The organism is Pedobacter sp. CG_S7 (assembly GCF_040544395.1).
In the GTDB taxonomy this organism is placed as follows: Bacteria; Bacteroidota; Bacteroidia; order Sphingobacteriales; family Sphingobacteriaceae; genus Pedobacter.
This window is the reverse complement of sequence record NZ_JBEONS010000032.1, coordinates 18,745-34,805: the sequence shown is the minus strand read 5'-3', so window position 1 is coordinate 34,805 and position 16,061 is coordinate 18,745. Positions and strand designations below refer to the sequence as shown.

Sequence of the window (16,061 nt, the reverse complement as noted above, 5' to 3'; positions counted from 1 at the left end):
CGACACTTTTGGTCAAAAAAACCCAAAACTAAAAAAACAAAAAATCCAAAAAGTTAATATAATTCTGACTTGTTGCTTTTGCAACGGTCTTAATATAGGGTTAACGCAATGTTAACGCAATGGTAGCGCAATGTTAACGCATTGATCACCCAATCAATTCTGCGTAAACCATGGGCTAATATTGCAGCACTTAAGTTTAAATCTTAACCCTGCTATTTACCGGCTTATACCCTCTGTTCGCCGAAAAATTAGCTAGCTCCATCAAATTTCCATTCCTGGAGACTGTAACAAAACTTACCTTTATCAGACTAACTAAAAAAGACACGATTTTATATGAAACGAATTTTACTATTGTTGACCATTCTCTTAACAATATCGAGTGCAAAAGCCCAATTCCCAATGGGAGGCGGAGCAGCAAAAGTTACCATTACCGGCAGAATTACAGTATTGATTTTGGATTCAATAACCAAAAATCCAGTAGATTACGCTACCGTTTCTTTAATTAAAGTTAAAGACAATAAGTCTGTAAACGGCGGTTTAACGGATGATAAAGGAAAGGTTGTTCTCCAAAATGTAGCCCCCGACCAATATAAATTGTCAATAGGTTTTATGGGTTATAGAACTAAATCGGTGCTGGTAAAAACTACGCCCGAAAGACCAGACCAAAATGCAGGAGCCATTTATTTGTCGCCTACAGCCAGCAATTTAAAAGAAGTAGAGATTACTGGTCAAAAGGCAATGGTTGAAAATAAAATCGACAGGATGGTATACAATGCTGATCAGGATGTTACCCTTGCTGGCGGTACTGCTGGCGATGTGATGAGAAAGGTTCCATTGCTTTCTGTGGACATAGATGGCAATGTAACTTTACGTGGTTCTGCGGTTAAAGTATTGATTAACGGTAAGCCATCAGGCACAATGGCTAATAGTGTGGCCGATGCTTTAAAAATGATCCCTGCAGAAGAGATTAAAACGGTGGAAGTAATTACCAGCCCTTCGGCAAAATATGATGCAGAAGGCTCTGGCGGTATTATAAACATTATTACCAAGAAAAAAACAGCACAAGGCGTAAGTGGTTCGGTAAATACTTCGGTAGGTACCCGTCAAAATAATGGCAACTTTAGCCTCAATGCTAAAAAAGGACGTTTAGGCTTTACCAGTAATGTGGGTACACAATATGCTATTCCACAAGAAACCCAGGTGGTGATTCAAAATCAAAACTTCCTAACCAATAGTAACATCTTGCAGCAGGGTTTTACTAAAGCGAAACGCTGGGGTTACAATGGCAGTGCAGGTTTAGATTACGATATCAATAATTACAATAGCTTGTCGACTAATATAAAGTTTAACAGGTTCGAAAATGGCTCTAAAGGTTCACTGGATGTTTCTAACCTGAATCCTGCGGCCGTTAATTCTAATTTTACCCGGTTTTCAGACAATACAATGGTGTTTAAAAATGTAGACTGGAGTGCTGACTATAGAAAAACGACTAAAAAAGAAGGAGAAGAGTTTGCTGTTATGGGACAAGCTTCTTTTGGCAGGAATACCAATCAATTTAATACCGTTGATAAACTGCCGAATAATGATATTTCCATTAATGGCGATAATACGGGTAAAAACAATGAATATACTTTACAAACAGATTATACCTATCCTTTTAGCAAAACAACCATACTTGAAACGGGTTTGAAAGGCATTTTCAGAAATATCCAAAGTAAGTATCAAGATTCTGAAGAGAATTTTGATTACGACCAGAATGTGGGTGCAGCTTATGGAGTACTGAGTTTTAAGCTCGCTAAAAAAACCACTTTTAAGGGGGGGCTTCGTGCAGAATACACCAAAATAAGCGGGCAGTCTGGTGCGGTACTTAACTTTAATAATGATTATTTTAACTTGTTTCCAAGTGCCATTATAGCGCAAACACTTAAAGGAAATTCAACCTTAAAATTAAGCTACAACAGAAGAATGTCGCGCCCTAGTCTGTCTTTTCTAAATCCATTCCTCAATCAAAATGACCCTGAGAATAGAACCCAGGGTAACCCAAGTTTGAGTCCTGAATTGAGCGATAATATGGAGCTTGGTTATTCAACCTATATCAAAGGGTCGGTTATTAATGCTTCCGTATTTTACAGAAACACGAGTGATGTAATTGAAAATGTATTTGACCCGGCGCAGAAACTGACTTCCTTTTTCAATGTTGGAACCAGGAAATCTTACGGAGCCAGTGCTTTTGCTTCTTATAACCCAATACCTAAATGGACCTTAATGGGTAATTTCAACATAAATTCTTACGAAGTTAACGGACAAGTAGGTGGGCAAACGACCGGTGTGAAATGGAATTACAGCACTTTTATGCGCTCTGCCTTTTCAATTAAAGGTGGTTGGAATACGGAGATCTTTGGGGTTTATAACGGGCCAAGATTTACTTTCCAGGGTAAATCTGGAGCGATGGCTTTTTACGGCGGTGCAGTAAAAAAGGAAATCCTCAAGAAAAAAGGTACTGTAGGCTTCAATGTATTTAATGTGTTTGCCAGAGACTTGCATATTGAAACGGTTAATCAATCGCGAGACTTCCTTCAGAGTACAAATATCTATTACCCAATACGCTCTTTTGGAGTTAATTTTAGCTATAATTTTGGTAAAATCAACTTTAACGCACAGCCTAAGAAAAAGAAAATTAATAATGATGATTTAAAACAGGGTGAACAGCAACAAGGTGGGATGGGTAACCCTCAAGGATAATTAAAAAGGGCTTTATTGTTTCTTTACTTTCTTTAGGATCATCAGGTTTAATGGATTCATGGGGTAACCCGATATGTTGTTTTGAAGCATCACCACCGACTGATCGTAATAAATAGGAACAACAGAAGCATTCTCCATGATCATATTGTCCATTTGGTGATAAAGTGCATAACGTTTTTCTGCATCGTATTCATAATAACTTTGCTCAAATAGTTTGTCAAAATCATCATTAAAGTACCCCGTGTAATTGGGGCCGAAAGGCACACGGTTTTTAGAATAAAATACACTGAGGTAATTTTCTGCATCGGGATAATCTGCAATCCAGGATCCCCTGAAGAAAGTTACCTCATTTTTTGACATTAAATCCCGCAGACTGGCACTGGGGTTCACATCAACTTTTACATTGAGACCAATATCATTTAATTCACCTTGTATAAATTCAATTAAATCCCTTGATGTTGTAGAGGCACTTAAGGTAATTGTTGGCATGCCTTTACCATTCGGATAACCTGCTGCGGAAAGTAAAGCCGCTGCTTTTTTAGGGTTATAGGAATAACCCTTCACTGCGGCACTGTCAAAACCGGGCATTCCTGCAGGTACAAACCCTGAAGAAGCTGCTGAGCCAATGCTGTTGCGTAAGTATTTAATCAGTTTCTTTTTATCGATGGCATAATTGATTGCCTGGCGTACTCGCTTATCTCTTAAAGGAGAGTTTTTTACAATCGCTTTCGTGGTATCTACTAAAATGCCCAGGTATTCTGTACATAAATAGTCGCCTTTTTTTAACTGAAATTTCCCTTGATATTTACGGGTCATTTTACCGCTTTTTGTTAAAATATCATCGCGGTAGCTGCCGTCAACTTTATCGAAAAAGTCAAGCTCTTTTTTAATGAAATTCATAAAAGCACTTTGCTTGTCATTAATGAATGTTACCTTAACGGCATCTAAATAAGGTAATTGAACTTTGTTTTCTTTCTCCCAATAATTCTCGTTTTTGAGTAAAACCAAGATCTCGTCTTCTTTCCAGTACTTGAATTTGAAAGGGCCAGTACCTACCGGGTGACTGCGGAAATCTTTACCGTAATGTTCTACCACTTCTTTAGGTACTACCGAGCAATATTGTGCCGTAAGCAAGCTTAAAAAGGCTGGAAATGGCTTTACCAGTTTGACCTGAAAGGTGGTGTCGTTTAAAGCCCTGAAGCTATTGCGGTCTTTAACTTTGTCGCTGAAAATCCACCCTCCCGAAGAGCCTACCTTAGGATCAATAATTCGGTTAAAGCTATAGGCAAAATCGGCCGCAATAACTTTTCTTCCTTTTCCATTCTTAAATAAGGGGTCGTCGTGGAAATAAACATCATCGCGCAGGTTAAATGTATAAGTTAGTCTGTCTGCCGAAGTTTGCCATGTTTTTGCAATGCAGGGAACCGAGTTCAGGTTAGTGTCTACCTGCACCAATCCATTAAAAATCTGGTTAATCATCCAAACGGCATTTTGGTTCCTTGCAAAAGCAGGGTCCATAGAAGTTAGGCTTTGATCTATATTGAGGTTAAATACTTTTTTTTCGCTATTAGGGTTGCTGTTATTACAAGCAACAACTATAAAAAGGAAAAGAATCCAAAATATATTTTTAATCATACGATGCATCTGTTCAGGAATATTACTTTTGCACAAAGTAATCAATAAATCGCTATGTCTTTTTTAAATGCCGTTATAAATACTGTTGAAGATGAATTTGTAAAAGAACAACTCCAGGACCGGGTTGCTATTGTTGGGCATAAGATTAAGTTTATGGATAAAGTGCCTGTAATTGTTTTAAATGCACAAAATGAGGTTAACACGCAGCTAGATCAATTACTGGAGCTTGCTGGTGCAGCATTACAGCAAGATCCGTTACAGGCAAAAGTAATTCTCTACCTTGAACCGGTTAGCAGCATGTTGAACCTGATGGGACTGGTGCCAGCATTATTCGAAAAAGAATGGCCTGCGGTAGAATATAACCGTTTGTATTTGATGGAGGCTTTAACTGGAGACCTTAACGACCCGGCTTATTTAATAGAATTACTCGAAGACTTGGCCGAGATTTTAAATCCAGGTTATTTCATCTTTGGTAACGAAGGCAAAACCTGGGTGAGCTTCGGCGTTTAAAAAGCAATAAATTTGTCTACCTGCTCTGCAGTAAATTTCAGCGTATCTTCTTTAAATAAATCCTGACTATCGTTCATTTCCATTTTGATTGAAGAAATATGGATTCTCAGTGGCATCACATTTAAGTGGAGGTAGCTGCAAATGCCAGCAAAATGATCTATACCTCTGATGTTTCCGTATTTACCAGAGGAGAGACCTACTAAACAAGCCTTCTTGTTATAAAAGCTTTCGGGGAAATCGCAGGCATCAATAAAGGTTTTTAAAACCCCAGGAAAACTGCCGTTATATTCTGGAATGATGAACAAAAATTTCTCTGTGTTGGTGATCAGTTCCTGGATAGGTTGGAAGGCTTCGCTGCGGTTGCCATACAAATCAGTTTTGATGAACTGATCGGGTAAAGACTCCAGACTGAACAGTTGTGTTTCCTGTCCGCGTTTTAAAAAAGATTTCTGATAATATTTTGCGATTTTGAGCGTATTGCTATGAGGTCTGTTTGTGCCGGATATGATCGTTGTCATTAAAAAAGTGTTAATAAGATGTTTAAAACACTTATTGCATTAACTGCATATATGGCAATAAGTTCGTATCTTAGCTTATCATTAAAAGGTGCCTGGATTGTACAAAAATAGCATTTTTTGGTTTAAAAAAGCCAATAATAATTAGGATTGAGGTAAATAATTTATAATTTTTAAAAAAATAAATGAGTAAGATTATTGCACTGGCAAATCAAAAAGGTGGCGTGGGTAAAACGACCTCATCTATAAATTTAGCCGCTAGTTTAGCTGTATTAGAGTATAAAACCTTATTAGTTGACGCAGATCCTCAAGCGAACTCCACTTCAGGTATTGGTTTTGACCCCCGAAATATAAAGAACAGTATTTACGAATGTATTATTAATGACGTAGAACCATCGGAGGCTATACAAAAAACTGATACGCCTAATTTAGATTTATTACCTGCACATATCGACCTGGTAGGTGCGGAAATTGAAATGATTAACCTCACCAGCAGGGAATATAAAATGAAAGCTGTACTGGAAAAAGTTAGAGACCAGTATGATTTTATTATCATTGATTGTTCACCGTCTCTGGGTTTAATTACCATCAATGCATTAACCGCTGCTGATTCGGTAATTATTCCGGTACAATGCGAATATTTTGCTTTGGAGGGCTTGGGAAAATTGCTAAATACCATTAAAATTGTTCAAACCAGGTTAAACCCTGAACTGGAAATTGAAGGTATTTTGTTAACCATGTATGATGTGCGCCTTCGCCTTTCTAACCAAGTAGTGGAAGAGGTGAGAACTCATTTTCAAGACCTTGTTTTTGATACCATTATACAGCGAAATACGCGCTTAAGTGAAGCACCAAGCTATGGTATATCGGTGATTATGCACGATGCCAATTGTAAGGGTGCCATAAATTACCTGAACCTGGCTAGGGAGATTGTCCGTAAAAATGGATTGATTGGTCAGGTTGAGGATTTGAAAACTGCTATATAAATATAACTTAATGACATCTTTTCAGCGAAAAACAGGTTTGGGTAAAGGATTAAGTGCGCTTTTAGATGACACTAATTCTGTTCATCTGCAAAAAAGCACGATTAATCCTCAGGGTAATGACGCCGGCCAAGCACAGCGCCAGGAGAATAATATTGGTGAGATCAGCATTAGTGAAATTGATACCAATCCTTATCAACCTCGGACTGAATTTGATCAGGTTGCCTTAAATGAACTTACGGAGTCTATAAAAGCGCAGGGACTGATACAGCCAATTACGGTTAGGAAACTTGCAGCAAATAAATACCAGTTAATTTCTGGTGAACGCCGTTTAAGGGCTTCTAAACTTGCGGGCTTAACTGAAATTCCTGCTTATATCAGGAGTGCCAATGACCAACAAATGCTGGAAATGGCGCTGATTGAAAATATTCAACGCGAAAACTTAAATGCCATTGAAGTGGCTGTAAGTTTTCAACGCATGATGGAAGAGTGTAACCTTAAACAGGAGCAGCTTGGCGAAAGGGTTGGCAAAAACCGGAGTACAGTAACTAATTACCTTCGTTTGCTGAAACTGCCACCAGTGATACAAATTTCTATCCGCGACCAAAAAATTTCCATGGGTCATGCACGTGCGCTGATTAATGTGGATGGTGTGGATAAACAATTGTTTCTACACCAGGAGATTATTGATAAAGGCCTCTCGGTCAGAAAAGTGGAAGAACTGGTGAGGAGCCTCAACAGTTCTCCGTTAAAGCTGAAGGCTGATAAGCATACTGTTGCTGCAACGGTCGAATATCAGAAATTGCAGAATGACCTGGCTTCAAGATTTGCTTCGAAAGTGAAATTGAAAGTAGGACAAAATGGAAAAGGGGCTATTGAGATTCCTTTTGTTTCTGAAAATGATTTAAATAGGATATTAGAATTATTAGATTGGTAATGCCTAAAATAATATGGGTTTTGGTTTTCTTGTTTTTCACCGTTTTTGTGGCAAACGCACAGGAACCTATCACCTTGAAAAAAGATAGTACGGCTGCAATAACTGCTCAAATAGATACTTTACAACCTGTTTATATTAATCCTGGTAAAATTGCTGGTCGCAGGGCAGCTTTTCGCTCAGCTATTATTCCCGGTATGGGGCAGATTGGTAATGGCGTAACAGTTTATCGCATTGCTAAAGTTGCTGCTATTTATACCGGTGCAACCCTTCTTACTCTTTCTTATATTGATAATAACAAGCAATACCACCGCTATTTAACTGAATTGCAGTATCGGGTTAATAATAATGGTAAGCCTAATCCTAATAGCGATCTTGCACCTTATGCTACTGATCGTTTAACGATTGCGAAAGATACTTTCTCGCGAAATAAGTGGGTCATCATATTTTCTTATGGCGCATTATATGCCGTTAATATCATCGAAGCTTATGTGGATGCCCGGTTAAAACATTTTGACGTTGGCGATGATCTCTCTATCAAATTTTCCCCGAGTTTAAATTTAAATTCTAATGCGATGTATGGCTATCATGCCATTGCTCCGGGATTAAAAGTTACCTTTAGGTTATAATAATGAATATAATTAAGCTTGCATCATCATACAAGCTTCATTACCTTTAAAAATAAAATTATCAGCATGAATATAGCTTTACTCGGTTATGGTAAAATGGGCCAGATTATAGAGCGCTTCGCTCTAGAAAGAGGTCATGAAGTTGTCTTGAAAATTAACATCGACAACCTCGAAGATTTAACAACATCAAATTTACGTAAAGCTGATGTCGCCATTGATTTTAGTGCGCCTGATGCTGCTCTAAGTAATATTTATGCTTGTTTTGATGCTAACATTCCTGTAGTTGTAGGTACAACAGGATGGTATGGTGAATTGCAGCAAGTTAAAAATGATTGTGAGAGCCGTAACAATACTTTACTTTATGGGTCAAACTTTAGTATAGGAGTTAATATCTTCTTTCACATGAATGAATTGATGGCCAAAATAATGAATAACTTTCCTGCCTATGAGGTTCAAGTAGAGGAAATACACCATACTCAGAAACTTGATGCCCCAAGTGGTACTGCAATGACCATCGCAGAGGGCATCATTGAAAGTATGGACCGGAAAACGGAGTGGGTTAATGAACTGGAGGGTACGCCTTTTGATGTGGTGTTGAAGCCTGACCAGTTATTGATTGCCTCGCAAAGAATTGAAAGTGTTCCAGGAACGCACACCGTGATCTACAGTTCTGAAGTGGACGAAATTGAATTGAAACATACTGCACATAGTCGTGCTGGTTTTGCCTTAGGTGCAGTTGTTGCCGCTGAGTGGTTAGAACATAAACAAGGTTTTTATAATATTGCCGATATCTTTAATTTTAACAAATAATTACATATGAACTGGAAGTTCTGGCAAAGGAGTAAGGATGCCAATCCAAATAGTAAGGATGCGAATCCAAAGAAACAAAAATCAAAAGGTCGGGAATGGGCAGATGCCATCATTTTTGCCGTCGTGGCTGCCACCATTATCAGGGTATTTTTTATAGAGGCTTATACCATTCCTACGGGATCAATGGAGCGTTCTTTGTTAGTGGGAGATTTCCTTTTTGTGAGTAAAGTGAATTATGGTGCCCGGATTCCAATGACTCCCGTTGCTTTTCCTTTTGCCCACCATACCATGCCCATTACAGGAACAAAAGCTTATTATGATGGCATTCAATGGAAATATAGACGATTACCGGGTTTATCGGACATAAAAAGAAATGATGTTGTTGTTTTCAACTTTCCTGAAGGGGATACCGTTGCTTTAGAACAACAGGATCACGATTATTATGAGATGGTGAGATCAATGGGGAGAGAAAATATCCATAGTCAATACACCATTACCAGCAGACCTGTTGATAAGCGTGAAAATTATATTAAACGTTGTATAGGTATTGGTGGTGATGTAGTGAGCATGCAGAATGGTGTGGTTTCTGTTAATGGTAAACCTGAAAAACTGAAACCTACTGGTCAGATTTCTTATGCCGTAGAATTTAAAACTGCGGATGTTAATTTTAAAGTGTTTGAAGACATGGGCTTTAACTTGCAGCAGGATATTACCGGCTTGGCTGAAAATACTTATGAGTTTACAGGAACCGAAACAATGATGAACGAGGTGCGCAAGCTTGCTTTCGTGAAAAGTGTTGAAGAAAATACTGTTAGTGCTGGTCAGCAGGATATTTCTGTTTTTCCACATGACCCTAAAAGAAACTGGAACGTAGATAATTTCGGTCCAATTACTATTCCAAAAAGAGGCCTGACTATTACCTTAGACAGTCTGAATATGCCAATCTATGAAAGAACTATTCGTATTTACGAAGGTAATAAGGTGGAGAAGGTTGGAAATGATTGGGTAATTAATGGTATTAAAACCAAAAATTATACTTTTAAGATGGATTATTTCTGGATGATGGGTGATAACAGACATAACTCGCTGGATTCCCGTTACTGGGGTTTTGTACCCGAAGATCATATTGTGGGCAAGGCTTTGTTTATCTGGATGAGTTACAACACCAATGGCTCATTTTTCAGTAAAATAAGGTGGAACAGGTTGTTAAGCGGGATTCATTAATAGTTTTTCTATCTTCAACTTTTCTGCAAGCGCATTTAAGTCATTTACAACGGCATCTACCAAAGGGATGCCGTTTTTTTTGCGCTCTTTTTCAAAGGCGTATTCTGGTTCGCCAGGAATGATGACTTTCTTATCAGGATCTATAGTGCCTGAACTTTTGAACCTTTCTATCCAGTTATCAAGGTGGTTTTTAAAGTCTTCTGTTGGTCGGAAACCATCAACACGCATTGCGCCAAAGAAATGGCCTATGCCTTCGCCAACAGGATCTGTTGGCGGTTCTAAAAAGGCAACAAAAGGAGGTACCCATGGGCCATAATTAGCTCCGGAGAGTACCGCTGATAAAATATCTACTGTTGCTCCTAAACCATAACCTTTATGACTGCCGTGATCTTTATCACTACCAAGTGGCAAAAGCGAGCCGCCTAATTTTAATTCATTCGGATCGGTCGTGGCATGGCCATTTTTATCTTGTGCCCAGCCCTCTGGAATAGGCTGGTTTGCCCGCTGTGCAATTTCTAGTTTGCCGTTTGCTGCGGCGGCTGTTGCCATATCTACAATTACAGGAGGGTATTTTCCTGCAGGAAAAGCATAGCACATTGGGTTGGTGCCCAATAAGCGTTCGCTGGAATAGGTTGGAGCAACCAGGGGACTTGCATTGGTCATGCTGATACCAATCATATCTTTTTCTACGGCCATCAAAGCATGATAACCAGCAATACCAAAATGATTAGAGTTTTTTACGGCTACCCATCCGCTACCATAAATTGCCGCTTTTTCCATCGCTAGCTTCATGGCAAATGGTGCAACGACTAATCCTAATCCTCCATCTCCATCTACGGTTGCTGTAGTGGCAGTTTCATGTACTATTTTGATTTGTGGTTGTGTATTAATGCGTTTCTTTTCCCAAAGGCGTACATAGCCTGTTAAACGGGCAACACCATGTGAATCTATTCCTCTTAAATCTGATTTTAACAATACGTCGGCAGCTAAATGAGCATCGGCTAAGTTACAGCCCATTGTTAAAAATACACTTTCTGTAAAAGTGCGTAGTTTTTCTTCAGTAAAAGAATGGAAAATCATAAATTTCAGTTAAGCGTAAAGGATCGTGAATTGATGTTTTAATGGCTGAAAACTTTCCAGCAGGGCATTAATAAAATCATCCCCATGTACAATATACTGAGGGGCTATGTTTAAAACCCTTTCCTGTAGTACTCCAGTAGGGAAAAGCTTGTTTTTTAACGCGTCAATTTGGTTGAGGGAGGTAATGTGCTTCCGTTTTTCTGCACGGAGCATTTTCTTTTCTAAGCTATAAATGAGTTTTATAGCTTTAGTCTTCGCACCATCTGTAGCTTGCGAAAGTGTTTTGTCTATTTTAAAAGCATCAAGTTTGATGTGTTCAAACAAAGCGGTAATCGCTCTGCGTTCGTCTTCCAAACTCAACTCTAAATTTACATGCGTTTTGATCCATCCATTTTTCAGCGCCGTATTCGATTTAAAGAGCTCTTTATGGTCAATGCCAAGGATGTGCATTTTGCGGGCACTCTGCTCGTCTATCACCAAAGCAGAATTGCGGAGTAGCAGTACAGGAAAAGGGACTTTATAAAAGTCGAAATTGCTTTTCAACTGCAGCCAGTAAGTAACTTCTGCACCCCCACCAATATAGGCAAGGTTAGGAAGTATAACCTCCTGGTAAAGTGGCCGCATAATAACATTGGGACTAAATCGTTCGGGGAAATTATTAATTTCCTGTTGTAAAGTGTCTTTTGTAAAACTGATAGCGGTGTTATTTACCCGGTATCCATCACCTTCTTGTATAATACGTTCCCTCAGCTGGTCGGCCATGTAGAAGAAGTTGATCTCTCTCGGGTTAACTTGTGTCTTATAGCCTGCTGCTTCCAACGCTGTATTTGCTGTGCTGATGTTATTGAAGCTGTGCTGTTCTGTGATGTCCTGAAAAGCGATGGCTGAAAACTGTTGTTTGAGTTCCCTCTCATCTGCGTCAAGGCAAACAAGACCTTGCTTGCCGAATAAACCATTTACGAGTGCTCTGGTGGCTGCTGCTAGCGTTGCATGAAGAGCATAGGCTTTGTCTACCAGCTCTGCTAAATTCTCGCCATTTTCACTGATGCCTAAATAACCTTTATAAGCAGTCAGTACCTCCTGGATGTCTTTAGTGTTTAATCTGCCCGTTGCCCCGGCAGCTTCCTTCTCCCAGGTCAGCATTTTGTCTTCTACTTTTACATGGTTGATTTCTTCGAAATCATGGTCTTCAGTAGCCATCCAGTAAATTGGAACAAAGTTATATTGTGGGAATTGTTGTTTTAATTGTTTGGCCAGGTTAATGGCCGTCACAATTTTATATATAAAGTATAAAGGGCCAGTAAAGATATTGAGTTGGTGACCCGTGGTGATGGTGAAGGTGTTTTCATTAGCCAGGAGTTGAATGTTTTCTGCTACTAAAGCACCATGCGAAGTTTCCTTATATTGTTTTTGGAGTACTTCAGTCAGCAGACCTCTATTAAGCGTCCTGTTTTGTTGCGCAATAGCGGAGTTAAAGCCCGCCAAATCAGGTTTGTGCTGGTAAAAAGGCTGAAGTGCATCTTTCCCATCTAAGTAATCTAAGACAATAGCGGAAAAGGAATTGGTTTCCTGGTAGGATATGTATTTAGCATGCATCGATGCGAATTTAAGTTATTAAACTATAATTCACAGCGCGCAACTTTTATTTTACAATTTGACCATACAGATCGAAATCTTCAGCCCTATCAATTTTAACGTTAACAAAACTTCCGTTGGCAGCATATCCTGTTGCGGCCTCAATTAAAACCTCATTATCTACCTCAGGGGAGTCAAATTCAGTTCTGCCGATAAAGTAATCGCCTTCTTTTCTGTCGATCAGCACTTTATAAGTATTTCCAATTTTCTCTTGGTTAATATCGAAAGAAATTCCTTGTTGCACTTCCATGATGGCATCTACACGTTCTTGTTTTACTTCTTCTGGAACATCATCTATCAATTGGTGTGCATGTGTTTTTTCCTCATGAGAGTAAGTGAAACAGCCTAATCTATCGAATCGAGTGTCTTCCACCCAGCCTAACATTTCTTCAAAGTCTTGTTCCGTTTCACCAGGGTAACCACAAATTAAGGTAGTACGCATTGCAATTCCCGGAACTTTATCTCTAATCTGGTTAACGATGTCAATGGTTTTTTGTTTGGTAATTCCACGGCGCATAGACTTCAGCATATTATCTGAGATGTGTTGTAAAGGCATATCCAGGTATTTGCAGATGTTATCACGCTCGTTCATGGCATCTAAAATCTCCATTGGGAAGCCAGAAGGGTAGGCATATTGCAACCTGATCCATTCAATACCATTCACGTCAGAAATGCGTCTTAACAATTCATCAAGGTTACGCTTTCCGTAGATGTCAAGACCATAATAAGTGAGGTCTTGTGCAATTAAAATTAATTCTTTAGTGCCATTGGCGGCAAGAATTTTAGCTTCATTTACCAGTTCGTTCATGTCGCGGGAAACATGTTTTCCACGCATTAATGGAATGGCACAGAAAGAGCAGGGGCGGTTACAGCCTTCAGCAATTTTAAAATAAGCAAAGTGGGAAGGGGTTGTTAACAACCTTTCGCCAATCAGCTCATGTTTATAATTAGCACCCAAAGAGTGCAAGATGTTATTTAAATCGTTCGTGCCAAAAAAGGCATCAACATTGGTAATTTCAGCTTCCAGTTCAGGTTTGTAGCGTTCCGATAAACAACCGGTAACAATTACTTTCGCTATTTTTCCTTCTTCTTTCAGCTGACTGTATTGTAAAATGGTATCAATAGACTCCTGTTTGGCATTGTCAATAAAACCACAGGTATTGATGACCACAATATCGTCTTTATCTAAAATATTAGATTCATGAACCACATCCATACTATTTCCACGTAATTGCCCCATTAAAACTTCAGAATCATAGATGTTTTTAGAACAGCCCAGGGTGATTACATTTATCTTAGGTTTTTTTACAGGAATTATTTTAGAGGTAACTTTAGTATTCATGATTTGTATTTTTATTGAAATGAACGTTGCATGTATATTTTTTTGCAACGTTTTATTGTTCGCTATGTCAGATTTCACCTGCCTTTACGATATTACTATGATCTAAAAAACAGCTCAAAATTGAGCATTTACTATTTAAATCATTAATCAAACATCAGTTTAATTTTGACTGCAGTTAACTCGTTCAATTACCGGTATTACTAGTCAATTATATAGCTGATTGTTAATTAAACAAGCTGTCGACGAAGGCTTTTTTATCAAACAACTGAAGATCATTAACCCCTTCACCTACACCAATATACTTAACAGGTATTTTAAACTGGTCAGAAATTCCAATCACCACACCACCTTTTGCAGTGCCATCCAGTTTAGTAATGGCAAGTGCATTAACGTCAGTAGCCTCAGTAAATTGTTTGCACTGTTCAAAAGCATTTTGTCCGGTAGAGCCGTCCAGAACCAACAGGATTTCATGAGGAGCATTTGGAATAACCTTTTGCATCACATTTTTTATTTTTCCAAGTTCGTTCATCAAGCCAATTTTATTGTGCAGCCTTCCAGCAGTATCAATAATGACTACATCTTCTTTATTTGCAACGGCAGATTGTAGGGTGTCAAAAGCAACCGAAGCAGGGTCAGAGCCCATTGGTTGTGCAACCACGCGTACACCTATACGTTCACCCCAAAGTTTAAGTTGTTCAACAGCAGCAGCACGAAAAGTATCTGCAGCACCCAAAACCACTTTAAGGTTTTCAGCTTTCAATTTATGAGCTAACTTTCCAATGGTTGTGGTTTTACCAACACCATTAACGCCGACCACCATTATTACATAAGGCTTGTGATCACCGTATTCAAATTTACGAAAGTCATTGCTATTGTTCTCTGCCAAAAGCAGTTGAATTTCCTCTCTTAACAATCGGTGCAACTCTGAGGTAGATAAATATTTGTCTTTTGCTACGCGCTCCTGTATGCGTTCAATAATTTTCAGGGTTGTAGAAACACCAACATCAGATGTGACCAATACCTCTTCCAGGTTGTCGAGAACATCATCGTCTACTGTTGATTTACCAGCAACAGCTTTAGTGATTTTATTTAAAAAACCATTCTTAGTTTTCTCTAAACCCTTATCCAGCGCTTCTTTGGCTTCGGGAGCGGACTCCTTTTTCTTAAAAAAATCAAATAAACCCATACGAATGTTTTGCAAAACAAAAAAAGCCCTCCCATATTGAAGGGACGGCTCTAATATTATAAAATATTGAGATTACTTACTTCCCTGAGGTGTAGTAATAGCATCTTTTACGTGTTCGTTGTGAACAATGATTTCTTTGAAAGAATAAGCACCTGTTACAGGTGATTTAGTCATTGTAATAACTTTCGAATACTCTTTTCCATTACCCGTTTTAAGGGTTGCAACTACTTTTTTTGCCATGATCTAAATAGATTGTATTTTGATAATACTAAACGTATTATTTAATTTCTTTATGTACAGTTACTTTTTTCAATACTGGGTTGAATTTCTTCAATTCTAAGCGCTCAGTAGTGTTTTTACGGTTTTTAGTAGAGATATATCTAGACATACCAGGCATGCCACTTGTTTTATGCTCTGTACACTCTAGAATAACTTGTACTCTGTTACCTTTCTTTGCCATTTTATTATACTTGTTAACAGGCTATTCACCTGCAATTGTTTTTTACAAAAATCCTTTTTTCACGAAGCGGCTGATTGCTTCAGTAATACCAATTTTATTGATGGTTTTGATAGCTGAAGTCGATACTTTCAGTGTTATCCAACGATCTTCTTCAGGAATATAAAATTTCTGAAGTTGTAAGTTGGGATAAAACTTACGCTTAGTTTTAACGTTTGAGTGAGAAACATTAAAACCTGTCATCGCTTTTTTTCCGGTTAAATCACAAACTCTAGACATGCCTTTTAATATATGTTGTTAATTATTAGTCGCTTAATTTTTTAAGAGTGTGCAAATATCCTAATAATATTTGTAACCATCAAGCTGGTATTAAATATTT

Annotated in this window: 16 protein-coding genes; 7 read left to right on the top strand and 9 right to left on the bottom strand. The window is 38.4% G+C overall.

Annotated elements, in window-relative coordinates:
* Positions 1 to 333 precede the first annotated feature (333 nt).
* A complete protein-coding gene (locus AAKU52_RS14240; protein WP_354334666.1) occupies positions 334 to 2,742 on the top strand; it encodes a TonB-dependent receptor in 2,409 nt (802 codons plus the stop codon).
* 12 nt (positions 2,743 to 2,754) lie between these two features.
* Here the strand turns inward: AAKU52_RS14240 and AAKU52_RS14235 are convergent, their stop codons facing one another.
* On the bottom strand, positions 2,755 to 4,377 hold the full coding sequence (locus AAKU52_RS14235; protein WP_354334664.1) for an ABC transporter substrate-binding protein: 1,623 nt from the start codon (positions 4,375 to 4,377) through the stop codon (positions 2,755 to 2,757).
* Positions 4,378 to 4,431: 54 nt separating this feature from the next.
* On the opposite strand from AAKU52_RS14235, the gene AAKU52_RS14230 reads away from it, so the two are divergent.
* Positions 4,432 to 4,887: a hypothetical protein gene (locus tag AAKU52_RS14230; RefSeq protein ID WP_354334662.1), complete on the top strand. Its 456-nt coding sequence runs from the start codon at positions 4,432 to 4,434 to the stop codon at positions 4,885 to 4,887.
* Here the strand turns inward: AAKU52_RS14230 and AAKU52_RS14225 are convergent.
* Positions 4,884 to 5,405 carry an NADPH-dependent FMN reductase gene (locus AAKU52_RS14225; RefSeq protein ID WP_354334660.1) on the bottom strand — a complete coding sequence of 174 codons (522 nt, stop codon included), beginning with the start codon at positions 5,403 to 5,405 and terminating at the stop codon, positions 4,884 to 4,886. The genes AAKU52_RS14230 and AAKU52_RS14225 overlap by 4 nt on opposite strands.
* 182 nt (positions 5,406 to 5,587) lie before the next feature.
* On the opposite strand from AAKU52_RS14225, the gene AAKU52_RS14220 reads away from it, so the two are divergent.
* From AAKU52_RS14220 to lepB, 5 genes are all read left to right on the top strand, one after another.
* Positions 5,588 to 6,388, top strand: a complete 801-nt coding sequence (locus AAKU52_RS14220; RefSeq protein WP_354334658.1) for a ParA family protein — start codon at positions 5,588 to 5,590, stop codon at positions 6,386 to 6,388.
* 10 nt (positions 6,389 to 6,398) lie between these two features.
* Positions 6,399 to 7,322, top strand: a complete 924-nt coding sequence (locus AAKU52_RS14215) for a ParB/RepB/Spo0J family partition protein (RefSeq protein ID WP_354334655.1) — start codon at positions 6,399 to 6,401, stop codon at positions 7,320 to 7,322.
* A complete protein-coding gene (locus AAKU52_RS14210; protein ID WP_354334654.1) occupies positions 7,322 to 7,948 on the top strand; it encodes a DUF5683 domain-containing protein in 627 nt (208 codons plus the stop codon). Before AAKU52_RS14215 ends, AAKU52_RS14210 begins: the two co-directional genes overlap by 1 nt.
* 66 nt (positions 7,949 to 8,014) lie before the next feature.
* Positions 8,015 to 8,758 carry a 4-hydroxy-tetrahydrodipicolinate reductase gene (gene dapB, locus AAKU52_RS14205; RefSeq protein WP_354334651.1) on the top strand — a complete coding sequence of 248 codons (744 nt, stop codon included), beginning with the start codon at positions 8,015 to 8,017 and terminating at the stop codon, positions 8,756 to 8,758.
* A gap of 6 nt (positions 8,759 to 8,764) precedes the next feature.
* Complete coding sequence (lepB, locus tag AAKU52_RS14200; RefSeq protein ID WP_354334649.1) at positions 8,765 to 9,982, top strand: signal peptidase I; 1,218 nt, start codon at positions 8,765 to 8,767, stop codon at positions 9,980 to 9,982.
* On the opposite strand, the gene AAKU52_RS14195 is transcribed toward lepB, so the two are convergent.
* The 7 genes from AAKU52_RS14195 to rpmB all read right to left on the bottom strand — a co-directional run bounded on the left by AAKU52_RS14195 (position 9,965) and on the right by rpmB (position 15,961).
* A complete protein-coding gene (locus AAKU52_RS14195) occupies positions 9,965 to 11,062 on the bottom strand; it encodes an Ldh family oxidoreductase (protein WP_354334647.1) in 1,098 nt (365 codons plus the stop codon). The genes lepB and AAKU52_RS14195 overlap by 18 nt on opposite strands.
* Before the next feature lie 9 nt (positions 11,063 to 11,071).
* Positions 11,072 to 12,658, bottom strand: coding sequence for a bacillithiol biosynthesis cysteine-adding enzyme BshC (gene bshC / locus AAKU52_RS14190; protein ID WP_354334645.1), 1,587 nt, complete (start codon positions 12,656 to 12,658; stop codon positions 11,072 to 11,074).
* Between the two features lie 46 nt (positions 12,659 to 12,704).
* Complete coding sequence (gene rimO / locus AAKU52_RS14185) at positions 12,705 to 14,039, bottom strand: 30S ribosomal protein S12 methylthiotransferase RimO (RefSeq protein ID WP_354334643.1); 1,335 nt, start codon at positions 14,037 to 14,039, stop codon at positions 12,705 to 12,707.
* 223 nt (positions 14,040 to 14,262) lie between these two features.
* On the bottom strand, positions 14,263 to 15,225 hold the full coding sequence (gene ftsY / locus AAKU52_RS14180) for a signal recognition particle-docking protein FtsY (RefSeq protein ID WP_354334640.1): 963 nt from the start codon (positions 15,223 to 15,225) through the stop codon (positions 14,263 to 14,265).
* A gap of 72 nt (positions 15,226 to 15,297) precedes the next feature.
* Entirely contained in the window at positions 15,298 to 15,465 is a 168-nt protein-coding gene (locus AAKU52_RS14175) for a DUF4295 domain-containing protein (protein ID WP_354334637.1), read from the bottom strand.
* A 37-nt stretch (positions 15,466 to 15,502) separates the two neighbouring features.
* Entirely contained in the window at positions 15,503 to 15,685 is a 183-nt protein-coding gene (gene rpmG, locus AAKU52_RS14170) for a 50S ribosomal protein L33 (protein ID WP_008242799.1), read from the bottom strand.
* Positions 15,686 to 15,727: 42 nt separating this feature from the next.
* A complete protein-coding gene (gene rpmB / locus AAKU52_RS14165; RefSeq protein ID WP_354334635.1) occupies positions 15,728 to 15,961 on the bottom strand; it encodes a 50S ribosomal protein L28 in 234 nt (77 codons plus the stop codon).
* Positions 15,962 to 16,061 lie beyond the last annotated feature (100 nt).

Coding starts and splice junctions, on each gene's coding strand:
- AAKU52_RS14240 (WP_354334666.1), top strand. CDS start 334: ATGAAACGAATTTTACTATTGTTGACCATTCTCTTAACAATATCGAGT.
- AAKU52_RS14235 (WP_354334664.1), bottom strand. CDS start 4,377: ATGATTAAAAATATATTTTGGATTCTTTTCCTTTTTATAGTTGTTGCT.
- AAKU52_RS14230 (WP_354334662.1), top strand. CDS start 4,432: ATGTCTTTTTTAAATGCCGTTATAAATACTGTTGAAGATGAATTTGTA.
- AAKU52_RS14225 (WP_354334660.1), bottom strand. CDS start 5,405: ATGACAACGATCATATCCGGCACAAACAGACCTCATAGCAATACGCTC.
- AAKU52_RS14220 (WP_354334658.1), top strand. CDS start 5,588: ATGAGTAAGATTATTGCACTGGCAAATCAAAAAGGTGGCGTGGGTAAA.
- AAKU52_RS14215 (WP_354334655.1), top strand. CDS start 6,399: ATGACATCTTTTCAGCGAAAAACAGGTTTGGGTAAAGGATTAAGTGCG.
- AAKU52_RS14210 (WP_354334654.1), top strand. CDS start 7,322: ATGCCTAAAATAATATGGGTTTTGGTTTTCTTGTTTTTCACCGTTTTT.
- dapB (WP_354334651.1), top strand. CDS start 8,015: ATGAATATAGCTTTACTCGGTTATGGTAAAATGGGCCAGATTATAGAG.
- lepB (WP_354334649.1), top strand. CDS start 8,765: ATGAACTGGAAGTTCTGGCAAAGGAGTAAGGATGCCAATCCAAATAGT.
- AAKU52_RS14195 (WP_354334647.1), bottom strand. CDS start 11,062: ATGATTTTCCATTCTTTTACTGAAGAAAAACTACGCACTTTTACAGAA.
- bshC (WP_354334645.1), bottom strand. CDS start 12,658: ATGCATGCTAAATACATATCCTACCAGGAAACCAATTCCTTTTCCGCT.
- rimO (WP_354334643.1), bottom strand. CDS start 14,039: ATGAATACTAAAGTTACCTCTAAAATAATTCCTGTAAAAAAACCTAAG.
- ftsY (WP_354334640.1), bottom strand. CDS start 15,225: ATGGGTTTATTTGATTTTTTTAAGAAAAAGGAGTCCGCTCCCGAAGCC.
- AAKU52_RS14175 (WP_354334637.1), bottom strand. CDS start 15,465: ATGGCAAAAAAAGTAGTTGCAACCCTTAAAACGGGTAATGGAAAAGAG.
- rpmG (WP_008242799.1), bottom strand. CDS start 15,685: ATGGCAAAGAAAGGTAACAGAGTACAAGTTATTCTAGAGTGTACAGAG.
- rpmB (WP_354334635.1), bottom strand. CDS start 15,961: ATGTCTAGAGTTTGTGATTTAACCGGAAAAAAAGCGATGACAGGTTTT.